The 13,905-nt window shown below is 72.2% G+C and carries 12 protein-coding genes; 5 read left to right on the top strand and 7 right to left on the bottom strand.

Annotated features, from left to right (window positions below; translation table 11 throughout):
* Positions 1 to 31: 31 nt before the first annotated feature.
* Both ACCP09_RS10025 and ACCP09_RS10020 read left to right on the top strand, forming a co-directional pair.
* Positions 32 to 970, top strand: coding sequence for an ATP-binding cassette domain-containing protein (locus ACCP09_RS10025; RefSeq protein ID WP_433745223.1), 939 nt, complete (start codon positions 32 to 34; stop codon positions 968 to 970).
* A complete protein-coding gene (locus ACCP09_RS10020; RefSeq protein WP_433745220.1) occupies positions 967 to 1,710 on the top strand; it encodes an ABC transporter permease in 744 nt (247 codons plus the stop codon). The genes ACCP09_RS10025 and ACCP09_RS10020 overlap by 4 nt, the downstream gene beginning before the upstream one ends.
* Here the strand turns inward: ACCP09_RS10020 and ACCP09_RS10015 are convergent.
* A complete protein-coding gene (locus ACCP09_RS10015) occupies positions 1,694 to 4,825 on the bottom strand; it encodes a BTAD domain-containing putative transcriptional regulator (RefSeq protein WP_433745217.1) in 3,132 nt (1,043 codons plus the stop codon). The genes ACCP09_RS10020 and ACCP09_RS10015 overlap by 17 nt on opposite strands.
* A 189-nt stretch (positions 4,826 to 5,014) precedes the next feature.
* Between ACCP09_RS10015 and ACCP09_RS10010 the strand changes: the two genes are divergently transcribed.
* Positions 5,015 to 6,196 (top strand): epoxide hydrolase family protein, encoded by a 1,182-nt coding sequence (locus ACCP09_RS10010; RefSeq protein WP_433745214.1) that lies wholly within the window; start codon positions 5,015 to 5,017, stop codon positions 6,194 to 6,196.
* On the opposite strand, the gene ACCP09_RS10005 is transcribed toward ACCP09_RS10010, so the two are convergent.
* The 4 genes from ACCP09_RS10005 to ACCP09_RS09990 form a co-directional block, all read right to left on the bottom strand.
* Positions 6,168 to 6,848, bottom strand: a complete 681-nt coding sequence (locus tag ACCP09_RS10005) for a DUF2306 domain-containing protein (RefSeq protein WP_433745211.1) — start codon at positions 6,846 to 6,848, stop codon at positions 6,168 to 6,170. The two genes, ACCP09_RS10010 and ACCP09_RS10005, sit on opposite strands and share 29 nt — an antisense overlap.
* A 69-nt stretch (positions 6,849 to 6,917) precedes the next feature.
* Positions 6,918 to 8,363, bottom strand: coding sequence for a PH domain-containing protein (locus ACCP09_RS10000; protein WP_433745208.1), 1,446 nt, complete (start codon positions 8,361 to 8,363; stop codon positions 6,918 to 6,920).
* Complete coding sequence (locus ACCP09_RS09995; RefSeq protein WP_228685062.1) at positions 8,360 to 8,851, bottom strand: PH domain-containing protein; 492 nt, start codon at positions 8,849 to 8,851, stop codon at positions 8,360 to 8,362. The genes ACCP09_RS10000 and ACCP09_RS09995 overlap by 4 nt, the downstream gene beginning before the upstream one ends.
* 16 nt (positions 8,852 to 8,867) lie before the next feature.
* Positions 8,868 to 9,224 carry an ArsR/SmtB family transcription factor gene (locus ACCP09_RS09990; protein WP_027933973.1) on the bottom strand — a complete coding sequence of 119 codons (357 nt, stop codon included), beginning with the start codon at positions 9,222 to 9,224 and terminating at the stop codon, positions 8,868 to 8,870.
* A gap of 71 nt (positions 9,225 to 9,295) precedes the next feature.
* Between ACCP09_RS09990 and ACCP09_RS09985 the strand changes: the two genes are divergently transcribed.
* Together ACCP09_RS09985 and ACCP09_RS09980 are read left to right on the top strand one after the other, a co-directional pair.
* Positions 9,296 to 11,095 carry a heavy metal translocating P-type ATPase gene (locus tag ACCP09_RS09985; protein ID WP_433745282.1) on the top strand — a complete coding sequence of 600 codons (1,800 nt, stop codon included), beginning with the start codon at positions 9,296 to 9,298 and terminating at the stop codon, positions 11,093 to 11,095.
* A 21-nt stretch (positions 11,096 to 11,116) separates the two neighbouring features.
* Positions 11,117 to 12,553: a pyridoxal-dependent decarboxylase gene (locus ACCP09_RS09980; RefSeq protein WP_433745279.1), complete on the top strand. Its 1,437-nt coding sequence runs from the start codon at positions 11,117 to 11,119 to the stop codon at positions 12,551 to 12,553.
* Here the strand turns inward: ACCP09_RS09980 and ACCP09_RS09975 are convergent.
* Both ACCP09_RS09975 and ACCP09_RS09970 read right to left on the bottom strand, forming a co-directional pair.
* Positions 12,538 to 13,104, bottom strand: coding sequence for a TetR/AcrR family transcriptional regulator (locus ACCP09_RS09975; RefSeq protein WP_027933976.1), 567 nt, complete (start codon positions 13,102 to 13,104; stop codon positions 12,538 to 12,540). The two genes, ACCP09_RS09980 and ACCP09_RS09975, sit on opposite strands and share 16 nt — an antisense overlap.
* Positions 13,077 to 13,886 (bottom strand): SGNH/GDSL hydrolase family protein, encoded by an 810-nt coding sequence (locus tag ACCP09_RS09970; protein ID WP_027933977.1) that lies wholly within the window; start codon positions 13,884 to 13,886, stop codon positions 13,077 to 13,079. Before ACCP09_RS09970 ends, ACCP09_RS09975 begins: the two co-directional genes overlap by 28 nt.
* Between the last annotated feature and the right edge of the window lie 19 nt (positions 13,887 to 13,905).

The raw sequence follows: 13,905 nt of genomic DNA, 5'->3' as shown, positions 1-13,905 counted from the left end.
CGTGTCAGGGCAGCGGCCGAAAGTGGTCGTCATGACAGAGGCGATCACGGCTTCCGGGCTCCGGAAGTCCTACCAAGACAAAGTCGTGCTCGACGGGATCGATCTCAGCGTTCCGGCGGGCACCATCTTCTCCCTGCTCGGGCCCAACGGCGCCGGCAAGACCACGACCGTCAACGTGCTGACCACGCTGATCAAGGCCGACGGCGGCACCGTCCGGGTCGCCGGGCACGACGTCGCCACCGGGGCCAAGGCGGTGCGCGCGGCGATCGGCGTGACCGGCCAGTTCGCCGCCGTCGACGAGCTGCTCACCGGCCAGGAGAACCTGCAGCTGATGGTGGACCTGAACCGGGTTCCCGCCAAGGACGGCAAGCGCGTCGTCGCCGAGCTGCTCGACCGGTTCGACCTGAGCGGCGCGGCCCAGAAACCCGCGTCGACCTACTCCGGCGGCATGCGCCGGAAGCTCGACCTGGCGATGACGCTCGTCGGCAACCCGCGGATCATCTTCCTCGACGAGCCGACGACCGGTCTGGACCCGCGCAGCCGCCGCACGATGTGGGACATCATCCGCGGCCTGGTGGCCGACGGCGTGACCATCTTCCTCACCACCCAGTACCTGGAGGAAGCCGACCAGCTGGCCGACCGCGTCGCGGTACTGGACAAGGGCCGCCTCGTCGCGCAAGGCACCCCCGACGAACTCAAGCGCCAGGTCCCCGGCACCCACGTGCGGCTCCGGTTCGCCACGGCCACCGAGCTCGACTCGGCCGCCAGGGTCCTCCCCGGCGCCACCCGCGACGACGACGCCCTGACCCTGCGCGTGCCCAGCGACGGCGGCACGAAGTCGTTGCGCGCCCTGCTCGACCGGCTCGACGAGTACTCGCTCAGCGCCGAAACCTTCACCGTCCACACACCCGACCTCGATGACGTCTTCCTCGCCCTCACGGGCCACACCACGGAGGTGGTCGCGAAATGAACAACCAGTCGCTCGTGATGCTGCGCCGCAACTTCAAGCACATCGCGCGGAACCCGGTCACCGTCTTCAACGCGGTCCTGATGCCGATCGTGGTCATGGTGATGTTCGTGTACATGCTCGGCGACGCGTTCAGCGTCGGTGTCGACTACGTCGACTACGCCACGCCGGGCCTGATGCTTCTGGCTGTCTGTTATGGACTCGGCGGTGTCGCGACCGCGGTGAGCTCCGACATGACCAAGGGCATCATCAACCGGTTCAAGGTCATGGACGTCTCCCGCAGCGCCGTGCTGAACGGGCACGTCATCGCCAGCGTGCTGACCAACCTGCTCGCCATCGCGGCGCTCGTCGGCGTGGCGTTCCTGCTCGGGTTCAGCCCGTCCGCGGACGTCCTCGACTGGCTCGGCGTGCTCGGTCTGGTGGTGCTGCTCGGTCTCGCGACCGGCTGGCTGACCGTGGCGCTGGGGCTGGCGGCCAAGTCCGTGGAGACGGCGGGGATGGCGGCGGTGCCGCTGGTCATGCTCCCGTTCTTCAGCAGCGCGATCGTCCCCGCCGACAAGATGGGGCCGGGCCTGCGCGAGTTCGCGGAGTACCAGCCGTTCACGCCGATCATCGAAACCCTGCGTGGCCTGCTCAACGGCTCGCCCGCCACCGGTGACCTGATCGCCGCCCTCGCCTGGTGCGCCGGGATCGCGCTCGTCGGCTACCTGTGGGCGTCCGCCACGTTCAAGAAGCGAGCGTGACCGCGATCAGCTGGCGCCAGCTCGCCTCCCGCCCCTCCTGAGCCGCCTCGGTGAACCGCGTGTCACCGAGGCGGTTCCGCGTTTCCTGCTCGATCCGCTGCGCGTCCGGCTGCGAGCGGTCCGGCAGACCGCGCAGCGCGTCGCTCGCCGCGAGCAACCGGACGGCCTGCTCGGGCTGTCCGGCGCGCAGCGCCAGGTCCGCGGCCCCGACCAGCGTCTGGGCGATCATGAGCGGGTGCCCCGCCTCGGCCGCGGCTTCGACGGCCACCGCGCGGTGTTCCCTGGCCTCGTCGAGGTCGTCGGCGAGGTAACCGAGGAGGTCGTGCGTCATCACGCGGACGGGAGCCCGTCCCGCGTTGTCGCTCAGCATCTCCGTCGCGGTGGCGAGTTCCCGGCGTGCCTGCTCGGTGTCGCCGCGCCAGCGCGCGAGGTCCGCCTTCGCCAGGGCCAGCTCGGCCAGCGCTTCCGGCCAGGAGATCCGGTCCGCGTACCGCTGCGCCTCGGCCATGGCGGACGCGCTGCGCTCTGCGTCGCCGAGCACCCAGTACAGCTGGGCCTGCCGCGACCGCATCCGCACGACGTCCTCGACGGCGCCGACCTCCTTGACGACCGCGATCGCCTGCTCGTAGTGCTCGCAGGCGCGGGTGAACTCCCCGCGCGTGGCGATCCGCTCCGCGAGCTCGGTCAGGGCGAACGAGATCCCCCAACGTTCACCGAGGGCGCGGAACTCGGTGAGCGCCGCCTCCAGGTAGGTGTCGGCCTCCCAGCCGCCGTGGCCGAGCTGCACCCGCATCTTCCCGAGTTGCAGCCGGGCCAGCGCGCGCACCCACGGGTCCTCGTCGGTGATCTGGGGCTCGAACGCGGTCAGCATCGCGTCGGGCCCCTCCAGCAGGCGCTCCATCGCGCCGGCGAACCGCAGCGACGGCGGCGGGTTCGGCACCCGCAGGCTGATCTCGTACGCCTTGTGGATCCACTCCACCGCGTCGAACTGGTCGCTGCCGCGCCCGGATGTCATGAACCCCGACACGAACGCGTACACCACGCCGCGGGTCTCGTCCGCCACCTCACCCGGCATCGTGGCAGCCGCCAGGATCAGCTCGTTGCCCTCCGCCTTGTGCCCGGCGAGCCACCAGTACCAGCCCGCGGCCGCGGCGAGCCGCATCGCGCCCGCCGCCTCGCCGGCTGCGATCGCGCCACGCATCGCCGCGGCGATGTTGTCGTGCTCGGCCTTGAGCACACCGAGCCATTCCAGCTGCTCGGCACGCAGGAGGTGCGGCTCCGCCGTTTCCGCGAGTTCGGTGAAGTACGCCAGGTGCGCGCGCCGCGCCGCCTCGGATTCGCCCGCTTCCGCGAGCCGCTCGTCGGCGTACTCCTTGATGGTGCCGAGCATCCGGTACCGCGGGGCGCTGTCGCCTTCGGTGACCACCAGCGACTTCTCGGTCAGCGCGGTGAGCAGCTCCAGCACCTCCCACGATTCGATCTCGTCGGTGGCGCAGACGCGTTCGGCCGCTTCCAGGCTCGCGCCGCCGGAGAACACCGAGAGCCGGCACAGCACGGTCCGTTCGGCGTCGCTGAGCAGCTCCCAGCTCCAGTCGATGAGCGCACGCAGCGTCCGTTGCCGGGGCAGTGCGGTGCGGCTGCCGCCGGTCAGCAGGCGGAACCGGTCGTCGAGCCGGTTGGCGAGCTGGTCGAGCGACATGGTGCGCAAGCGGGCCGCGGCGAGTTCGATGGCCAGCGGAATCCCGTCCACCGCCCGGCAGATGCGCGCCATGGCCGACAACGTCTGGGCGTCGGTGCCGAGGTCCTTGCGCACCGCGGCGGCCCGGTCGCGCAGCAGCCGGACGGCCGGCGCGGCTTCGATCTTGCCCGGGTCGGCGTCGTCGGCGGGCAGCGCCAGCGGCGCGACCGGCCACAGCGCCTCACCGGTGATGCCGAGCGGTTCCCGGCTCGTGGCGAGGATCCGCAGCCGGCGGCACTCGCCGAGCACCCGGTGGGCGAACTCCGCGGCGGACCCGACCACGTGTTCGCAGTTGTCCAGGACCAGCAGCACAGTCCGCTCGCGGAGGGCGGCGATCACCCGGTCGGCGGGGTCCGCGTCCGGCGCGTCGCCGAGCAGCGCGTCGCGCAGCTTCAACGCGGCCAGCGCCGCCTGCGCGACGTCCCCGTCCGCGCCGAGCGGGGCGAGTTCGACCAGCCAGGTCCCGTCGGGGAAGTCGCCGAGCAGCGTGCGCGCGGTTTCCGTGGCCAGCCGGGTCTTCCCCGCGCCGCCGGGGCCGATCAGCGTGGTGAGCCGGTGTTCGCCGATGAGGTCGCGGACCGCGGTGACCTCGGCGTCCTTGCCGACGAAGCTGGTCAGTTCGGCCCGCAGGTTGGTCTTCTGCTTCTCCGTCGGCCGCTCCACCTCGCCGCGCAGCAGCGCGACGTGCAACGCGGACAGCTCCGGCGAGGGGTCGACGCCGAGCTCGTCGGCCAGGGTTTCGCGGGTGCGCTCGTAGACGAGCAGCGCGTCGGTGTCGCGGCCGGTCGCGACCAGGGCGCGCATCAGCGCGGCGACCAGCCGTTCCCGCACCGGGTGCGCGGCCACCAGGTCGGTCAGTTCGGTGACCAGGCCGGCGCCGTTGCCGAGGCTGATCTCCGCGTCGAACCGGTCTTCCAGTGCGGTCAGGCGCAGCCCCTCGAGCCGGGTGACCGCGGCGTCGAAGGCGCCGCTGTCGGTCAGGCCGACGTCCTGCATGGCGGAACCGCGCCACAACGCGAGGGCCTCGCGCAGCCGGTGCGGATCTCCGTCCTCGCGGGCCTTGCCGACGAGGCGCTCGAACTTGACGGCGTCCACGGCGTCGGGCTCGATCCGCAGCCGGTAGCCGTCCGTCTGCCCCTCGACCGACCCGGCGGGCAGCGCCTTCCGCAGCCGGGAAACCAGGCGCTGCAAGGCGTTCACCGCGTCCGACGGCGGCTGTTCGCCCCAGATCCAGTCGATGAGCGCCGCCTTCGGGACGACACGGCCCGGCTGCAGCGCGAGGGCGATCAGCAGCCCGCGCAACCGGGCGCCCGGCACGTCGGCGAAGCCGCCGTCGTCCGTGCGAACTTCGAATGGACCAAGCATTCCGACCTGCACCCGGCCGATTCTGCCAGTCGATCGACGCGGGATTCGGCGATTGGCGGATTTTGGTGTTGGCTGGGACCCGCGACTTGGCGGGAAACCGAAGCATCTGGAGCGGCTGGCCGATCAGCTGCCGCGTGCGGAGCGGGCCGCCATCGCCGCCGCCCTGCCCGCCCTCCTGCATCTCGTAGAACTGGGGGAACAGTGAAACCGACGCCCATCCACGTGCCCGACGAGGTGCTCGACGACCTCCGGCGGCGGCTGGAGCTGACCCGCTGGCCGGACGACCTCGGCAACGAGGACTCCGCCTACGGCGTGAACCGCGCGCTGCTCCAGGAACTCGTCGAGCACTGGCGGTCCGGTTACGACTGGCGGGCGGCCGAGGCGGCGATGAACGCCTATGACCACTATCGCGTCGAGGTCGGCGGCGTGCCCGTGCACTTCATGCGCAAGCCGGGCACCGGCCCGGCCCCGACGCCGCTGATCCTGCTGCACGGGTGGCCGTGGACGTTCTGGCACTGGTCGAAGGTGGTCGACGCGCTCGCCGAACCCGACAGGGAGTCGTTCGACGTGATCGTGCCGTCGCTGCCCGGTTTCGGGTTCTCGTCGCCGCTGCCGCGCGCGGACCTGAACTACTGGAAGATGGCCGACATCTTCCACGAGCTGATGACCGGGGTGCTCGGTTTCGGCAAGTACGCCGTCGGCGGGTGTGACGTCGGTGCGCTGATCGCCGGGCAGCTCGGGCACAAGCACGCGGATGCGCTGTACGGCATCCACATCGGATCCGGGCAGAAGCTGAGCATGTTCAACGGCGAGCGCGCGTGGGACATCACCGGTGGGCAGCCGATCCCGCCCGGCCTGCCCGCCGACGCGCACGCACGGGTTCTGGAGCTGGAGCGGCGGTTCGCCGTGCACCTCACCGCGCACGTGCTGGAGCCGAGCACGCTGTCGTTCGGACTGACGGACTCGCCTGCCGGGATGCTCGCGTGGATCCTGCAGCGGTGGCTCAAGTGGAGCTCGCCGGAGACCGTGTACCGCAAGGACGACCTGCTCACCCACGCGACGATCTACTGGGTGACGAACACGATCGGCACCTCGATCCGCACATACGCCAACAACAACCGCTACCCGTGGACGCCGTCGCACGACCGGCAGCCGGTGGTCGAGGCGCCGACCGGGCTCACCCTCGTGAATCACGAAAATCCGCCGGGTGTCTCGACGCCCGGCGAGCGGGTGCGGAACTTCGTGGCGAGCGAGCGGGGCGGTTGGTACAACCTGGTCAACGTGCGCGCCCACGAGCGCGGCGGGCACTTCATCCCGTGGGAGATCCCGGCGGAGTGGGTCGCGGATCTGCGCCTCACGTTCCGGCTGGCACGGGAGAGCTGAGCGTCGCGCGGCGGGTCTTGCGGCGGTGCCGCGTGTGCTGCAGCCACCACTCCGCGATCAGCAGGTTCACCAGCCAGCTCATCCACGTCCCGACGCCGATGGCCTGCTGGAGGGCCACCGCGTCGGACGGGTCGGGCACGAACACGGCCACGCACACCGTCGTCCACAGGCGGTTGACCACGATGGAGAAGCACAGCGCGAAGCTGCGCACCATCCACTCGCGGTGCTGCGCGTACCGCCGCCGCCGGGCCATCACGTAACCCGCCACCGTCGTGCCGAGCCACAGCAGCGCCAGCATCGTGTTCGCCGCGCGCTGGTTCAGCCCGGCCGCTCCCAGCGGCGCCACCGCGAGCGCCGCGAGGCCGGCCGGGATGGCCGCGAACACGTAGATCCGGCCGCTCCACCGGTGCATCTCGGGGTGCCTCTGCCGCAGCCACGGCCACAGTTGCAGCACGGCGGTCACGAGCACCGCCGTGCCCAGGAAGATGTGCGTCACCAGCAGCGGGTAGTGGAACCACGTGCCGGACCGGGTCGGCACCCGGGACCGCGCCGGGTCCAGCCCGAGGTAGGGCGGCAGCGCGTAGGCGAGGAAGGCGACAGTGACGAGCCCGAGTCCGACGAGCGGCGGGCGGATCCGCGTCGAAGCAGTCATGCCACGAGTTTTCGCCCGCGCGGCAACGAGATCACTGCGGTGCACGGCAGATCGCCGGTCGGGTTGTCCCTACCGCTGGACCAGGAACGGCTCCAGCAGACCGGGTTCCGCGGCGTCGGCGAGCGCGACGGCTTCCGCGGCCGGGACGTCGATGCCGGTGTAGTGCTGACGGCCGGCCGCCGTGGTCGCCGTCAGCGAGATCAGCCCGGCCCGCCGCTGGAAGAACGACCGGTGGAATACCCAGCCGATCACGCCCTCGGTCGCGAGCACCTGCCGCCGCCGCACCAGGCTGCCCTGCCGGAACACCAGGTTGCCGCCGATCAGCGCGTGCCCCAGGTTGCGGTAGCGGTCCTCGGCCAGCAACGCGCCGACCGGGAACAGCGCCAGCGCGACCTGCCACAGCCAGGCGGGCCAGTCCGCGAACCACCACAGCACGGCGAACAGCCCGGTCACGGCCGCCGCGAACAGGAACGCCCGCGTGTGCCGTCGCAGGCGGGCGCGCGGGCCGTGCTGGACCAGTTCGGCCGTGGCGGTCGCCGGATCCTCCAGGACGTCGCCGGCCACGCGGTGCGCCACCGCGCGCGGGGCGGGCGGCAGCAGCACGGAACCGCTGTGCTCGCCACGCAACCCGGTGGTGATCGCCGAGCAGCGTGCCCCGCGGGCTGCCCGCAGCAGCAACGGTTCGCTGATCTCGGCTCCGCGCAGGCGGCGCAGTTCGATCGTGGTCTGGCGGGTGGTGAGCAGGCCGCGCGTCACGCGCAGCGTGCCTTCGCCGCGGGCGAGCCGGAAGTTCCAGAACGCCAGCACGTACGCGATCACCGACAGCACCGACACCAGCACGACGGTCAGCACCAGCAGCACGATCCCGATGACCCACACCGGGGTCGACGCGACCCGGCCGACGAGCGACTGCAGCATCCCGAAGTCGTCCTCGTCGATGCGCACCTCGTTGAACAGGTTGGCCAGTGAGCCGACGACCACACCGATCGCGGCGATGCCGGACAGCGTGAACGGCCCGAACCGCACCCACGCCGGCCGCAGCTCGGCCAGCACGTCCACCAGGCCCTCGGTCTGCTCGGTGCGGCGGTGCAGCAGCTCTTCACGCAACCGCGCCGCATCCGCGGTCGCCAGCGAGTCCAGCGTGACGCCCATCGCGCCCTGCCAGTCGCCGCGGCCGGTGCCGATCACGACCCGGCTCAGCCCGAGGATCCGTTGCAGCGGACGGGAAGTCAGGTCGACCGTGCGGATCCGGTCACGCGGCACGGACAGTTCCTTGCGGCTGAGCAGGCCGCGCCGCACGCGCACGTGCTCGGCGGTGATCTGGTAGGTCGTGGTGAACCAGCGCAGCAGCCCGGCCGCGATCGCCAGCCCGAGGCCGACGAGGCTCCAGATCTGCCCCTGGCCGCCGCGGCCGATGAACAGCACGCCGATCAGCACCGGCAGCAGCCGCACGACCTCCTGCACCGGGTGGACCGCGAGCATGCGCGCGCTGAGCCGCTGCCAGTCCTCGCTCACGTCGCGTCCCCTGGCGTAGCCTGCGTCTGGGTGGCGAGCTCCTGGGTGAGGCGCTGCGCCACCTCGATGTCGAGGCCGTGGATCTGGACCGGTCCGCGCGCCGACGCCGTGGTGACGGTCAGGTTCGCCAGCCCGAACAACCGCTCCAGCGGGCCGCGTTCGGTGTCGACGGTCTGGATCCGGGACACCGGCGCGATGCGGCGCTCCTGGTTGATCCAGCCGGACTGCGTGTAGACGACCTGGGGCGTGGTCTCCCAGCGGTGCACGCGGAAGCGCCACTGCGGCATGACGGCGAGGTGCGCTATCGCGACCACCGCGGTCACGACGAGCGCGACGACCAGCGGGGACCAGCCGGTCAGTCCCAGCCACACGCCCTCACCGGCGAGCACGACGACCCAGCCGATCGCCGCACGCGTGGCCCAGAACAGCACGGCCTTCCGGCTGACCAGGTTCGCGGGCGGCCGCAGATCCACCACGGGATTCGTCACGCCACCACTTTGCCAGTCAGGCCGTGGTGCTGTCCGGGACTCCGAGCCGGAGGTGCTCGATGTGGTACACGGCTTCGTCGAGCAGCTGGGCGACGTGGTTGTCGTAGAGGCTGTAGACGATGCTGCGGCCCGCGCGCTGCCCAGTGACCAGGCCGAGGTTGCGCAGCAGCCGGAGCTGGTGGCTGACCGCGGACTGCTCCATGCCGACCGCCTCGGCCAGCTCGCCGACCGCGCACGGCCCCTGCCGCAGCCGGGAGAGCATCAGCAGGCGGCTGGGGGTGGCCAGAGCCTGCAGGGTCGCGGCGACGGTCGCCGCGCTCTGCGCGTCCAGCGACGCCGCCCGCCTGTCCTTGCTGTCGACTCCGTGACCCACGAGACGATTCTAGTCGAAGAACACATGTAGACGTCTTCATGTGTTCGGGTATGCTCCGGCACGTGGTGCAAGTGATCGACAGAGCGGCCGCGGTCCGTCCCGCGCGCCGGCTGCTGCTGCCCGAGGTCCGGTGGGCGCTGGCCGCGCTGGTGTTGTTCCTGGCCGGCCTCGCGGCCGACCTCGGCGGCGGCCCCGCCTGGCTGTACTGGACCCTCTACCTGGGCTGTTACGCCGCGGGCGGGTGGGAGCCGCTGCTGGCGGGCCTGCGGGCGCTGCGCGAGCGGACACTGGACGTCGACCTGCTGATGGTCGTGGCCGCCGTCGGCGCCGCGGCGATCGGGCAGGTCCTCGACGGCGGCCTGCTGATCGTCATCTTCGCGACCTCCGGCGCGCTGGAGGCGGTCGCCACCCAACGCACCGCGGATTCGGTGCGCAGCCTCCTCGACCTGACCGGCGAGGCCGACACCTACGAAGTCGGCGACGAGTTCGTGGTCCGGCCGGGGGAGCGCATCGGCGGGGACGGCGTCGTGCTGGACGGCGCGAGCGAGGTGGACCAGTCGTCGATCACCGGCGAGTCGATGCCGGTGCCGAAGGCCGTCGGCGACGAGGTGTTCGCGGGCACCCTGAACGGAACCGGAGTGCTGCGGGTCCGGGTCACGCGCGATTCGTCGGACACCGTGCTGGCGCGGATCGTCGCGATGGTCGAGGAGGCGTCGGCGACCAAGGCGAAGACCCAGCTGTTCATCGAGAAGATCGAGCAGCGGTACTCGGTCGGGGTCGTGGCGGCGACGCTGGCGTTGTTCCTGGTGCCGCTGGTCTTCGGCGCGGGGCTGCAGGAAACGCTGCTGCGCGCCATGACGTTCATGATCGTCGCCTCGCCGTGCGCGGTGGTGCTCGCGACCATGCCGCCGCTGCTGTCCGCCATCGCCAACGCCGGGCGGCACGGGGTGCTGGTCAAGTCGGCCGTGGTGCTCGAACGGCTCGGTACGACGGAACGCGTCGCGTTCGACAAGACCGGCACCCTGACCGAGGGCGCGCCGCGCGTGGTGGAGGTCCGTCCACTCGGGATGTCCGAAAAGGATGTTCTGCGCTTCGCCGCGGCTGCCGAGCAGGCGAGTGAGCACCCGCTGGGGCGGGCGATCGTCGCGGCAGCGGACCGGGTGCCGCAGGCGCGGGACTTCCGTGCCGAGCCCGGCCGGGGCGTGCACGCGGTGGTCGACGGGCGGCAGGTGTTCGTCGGCCGGGACGACGGCGAGGTGGTGCGCGAGGCCGAGGCGGACGGGCGGACCGCGGTGCTGGTCCGGGTGGACGGCGAACCGGCCGGTGTGCTCGGGTTCGCCGACCGCGTGCGCCCGGACGCGCGCGCCGCGGTGACCGCGCTGAGCTGGGCTTCCCCCGTGCTGCTGACCGGGGACAACCCGCGGGCGGCGGCGCGGGTGGCGGACGAGGTCGGCATCACCGACGTGCGGGCCGGTCTGCTGCCGCAGGACAAGGTCGCCGCTGTCCGGGAACTCGGCGAGCGGGTCCTGCTGGTCGGCGACGGCGTCAACGACGCGCCCGCGCTGGCCGCGGCCAACACCGGCATCGCGATGGGCCGGGCCGGATCGGATCTGGCGCTGGAGACCGCCGACGCGGTCGTCGTGCGGGACGAGCTGTCGGCGATCCCCGCCGTCGTCGCGCTGGCCCGCCGCGCGCGGCGGCTCGTGCTGGCCAACCTCGCGATCGCGGGCGGGTTCATCGTCGGGCTGGTGCTCTGGGACCTGTTCGGCGAGCTGCCGCTGCCGCTCGGCGTCGCCGGTCACGAGGGCTCGACGGTGCTGGTGGCGCTCAACGGCTTGCGGTTGCTGCGCGAGAAGGCGTGGCGCGGTTGACTCGGGGACATGACGGGGCACATGACGCCGGAGGAGTTCCGGCGCTACGGCAAGCAGGTCGTCGACTGGGTCGCCGACTACCTGAGCACGATCGAGGACCGGCCGGTGCGCTCGCCGCTCGCGCCGGGCGAGGTGCGCGACCGGCTGCCGGCGCACCCGCCGGAGCGGGGTGAGCCGTTCGAGGACCTCCTCGGCGACCTGGACCGCGTGATCATGCCGGGCATCACGCACTGGCAGCACCCGGACTTCTTCGCCTACTTCCCGGCCAACGCGTCCGGTCCGGCGATCCTCGGCGACGTGCTGTCCAGCGGCCTCGGCGTGCAGGGGATGGTGTGGGCGACGAGCCCGGCGTGCACCGAGCTGGAGACCGTCGTGGTCGACTGGCTCGCCGAGCTGCTCGGGCTGCCCGCGGAGTTCCGCACCGACGGCGCTGGTGGCGGGGTCATCCAGGACTCGGCGTCGAGCGCGGCGCTGGTGGCGTTGCTCGCCGCGCTGCACCGGGCGAGCGGCGGGAAGATCCGCGACCACGGCGTGGCTGACGCCTACCGGATGTACGTCTCCACCGAGACGCACTCGTCGCTGCAGCGGGCCGGGCGCATCGCCGGTCTCGGTGGCGAGAACGTCCGGGCGGTGCCGGTGGATCCGGTGACGCTCGCGATGGACGTAGGCGAGCTGCGGCGCATGATCGCCGAGGACGTCGCCGCGGGCGCGGTGCCGGTGCTGGTGTGCGCGACGATCGGGACGACGTCCACCACGGCGATCGACCCCGTCGCGGAGATCGGGGCGGTGTGCCGCGAGGCCGGCGTGTGGCTGCACGTGGACGCGGCCTACGCCGGATCGGCCGCGGTGTGCCCGGAGCTGCGGTGGATCAACGACGGAGTGGCCGAGTACGCGGACTCGTACGCGACGAACCCGCACAAGTGGCTGCTCACCAACTTCGACTGCGGCGTGCTGTGGGTGCGGGACCGGCGGCCGATGATCGAGGCGTTGTCGATCCTGCCGGAATACCTGCGCAACACGGCGACGGAGTCCGGCGAGGTGATCGACTACCGGGACTGGCAGGTCCCGCTCGGGCGGCGGTTCCGGGCGCTGAAGCTGTGGTCCGTGATCCGCTGGTACGGCGCGGAAGGGCTGCGTGCGCACATCCGGACCTGCGTCGAGCTGGCCGCGCGGTTCGCCCGGCTGATCGACGCCGACGACCAGTTCGAGCTGCACCCGGGGCACCCGTTCGGGCTGGTGTGCTTCCGGCCCCGGTGGCCGTCGTCCGTTCCCGAACCCGACGCCGAAACCCTCGCCGTGATGGAACGGCTCAACGCGTCGGGCGAGCTGTTCCTGAGCCACACCAAGGCGAACGGGCACGTGCTGCTGCGCCTCGCGGTGGGCTCACCGGCCACGCGTGCCGAGCACGTGGAGGCGGCGTACCGGCGGATCGCCGCCGCGTGTCAGGAGCGCAGGTAGGTGTTGAGCGTGACGGCCAGCGTCTGCTCGACGTCGGAGGACTCGGCGGCCGACGGCAACCCGCCGCGCAGCCACAGCGCGGCGAGCCCGTGCAGCGACGCCCACAGCGACGCGGCGAGCGGACGCGAAGCCGTGCCCCGCCGCCAGCCGACCGCCTGCGCCCGGGTCACCAGGTCCAGGAACTGCTCGAACACCGCGCCGGACAGCCGGGCCAGCTCGGGTTCCCGTACGTCGATCAGGTCCGGCCGGAACATCAGCTCGAACATGGCCGGGTTCGCCAGCGCGAAGTCGAGGTAGCGGCGGCACGCGGTCAGCAGCCGTTGCTGCGGGTTGCCCTCCGGCAGGGCGGCCGCACGCTCGTGCAGCTCCGCGAACCCGGTCGCGGCGACCGCGGCGAGCAGCTCGGCCCGCCCGGCGAAGTGCCGCAGTGGCGCGCCGTGCGACACGCCCGCCTCGCGCGCGATCCGCCGCAGGGTGACGGCCTCGACACCCTCGCTGGTCAGGACGGCGACGGCGCTGTCGATCAGGCGCTGCCGGGGATCGTTTTCCACGACGCCAGCTCGTCGGCGATGACGGGGAGCAGGTCGGGGCGCTTCGGCGCGAAACCGTCGCCGGGCGACCGGCCGGTGAACCAGTTGCGCGTGCGGGTGACCACCACCGGCAGGACCTCGCGCCACACCCAGCCGGCGTGCGCGCGCAGGCCGGGGCGGACCGGGTCGCCGGGCAGGGGCTCCAGCCAGGCCGGGTCGTAGTCGACGCCGAGGGTCGTGAGCAGGTGCGCGGCCAGCCGGCGGTGGCCGTACTCGGACAGGTGCAGCCGGTCCGGGCCGAAGTAGCGCAGGTCGTGCACGGCTTCCTCGCCCCACAGGTCGACCACCTCGGCGCCGTGCTTCGCCGCGGACGCGTGGATGGCCTCGTTGAGGGCTTCCAGGCGGTGGCGGATGCGCAGCAGGCCCGGCACGCGCCCGGAGACGTCGCTGAGCGTGAAGACGACGACGGTCGGCGCGGCGCGGGTGAGCATGCGGATGGCCGCATCCACCCGCTTCGCGACGACCTCGGCGCGGTAGGTGCGGGTCATGACGTCGTTCGCGCCGCCGAAGAGCGCGACGAGGTCGGGCTTGAGGTCCAGTGCCGCGGGAATCTGCTCGACGATGATCTGGTCGAGGCGGCGGCCGCGGACGGCCAGGTTGGCGTACCGGAAGGCGGGCTCGTGCTGGGCGAGCGTGGCCGCGGCCAGGTCGGCCCAGCCCCGGTAGACGTCGGTGCCCGGGTACGGGTCGTGCAGGCCTTCCGCGCAACTGTCGCCGAGGGCGACGAACCTTTGATAGCCCATTCAGCTCTCCGACATCCGG

The sequence above is a fragment of the Amycolatopsis sp. 3B14 genome (genome assembly GCF_050958625.1).
Classification (GTDB): Bacteria; Actinomycetota; Actinomycetes; order Mycobacteriales; family Pseudonocardiaceae; genus Amycolatopsis_E; species Amycolatopsis_E thermoflava.
The sequence above is the reverse complement of the archived record's forward strand: the minus strand, read 5'-3'. Positions and strand labels throughout refer to the sequence as shown.

Excerpts from the sequence above, each read along its gene's own strand:
- ACCP09_RS10020 (WP_433745220.1), top strand. The coding sequence starts at position 967 with ATGAACAACCAGTCGCTCGTGATGCTGCGCCGCAACTTCAAGCACATC.
- ACCP09_RS09980 (WP_433745279.1), top strand. The coding sequence starts at position 11,117 with ATGACGCCGGAGGAGTTCCGGCGCTACGGCAAGCAGGTCGTCGACTGG.
- ACCP09_RS10005 (WP_433745211.1), bottom strand. The coding sequence starts at position 6,848 with ATGACTGCTTCGACGCGGATCCGCCCGCCGCTCGTCGGACTCGGGCTC.
- ACCP09_RS10025 (WP_433745223.1), top strand. The coding sequence starts at position 32 with ATGACAGAGGCGATCACGGCTTCCGGGCTCCGGAAGTCCTACCAAGAC.
- ACCP09_RS09970 (WP_027933977.1), bottom strand. The coding sequence starts at position 13,886 with ATGGGCTATCAAAGGTTCGTCGCCCTCGGCGACAGTTGCGCGGAAGGC.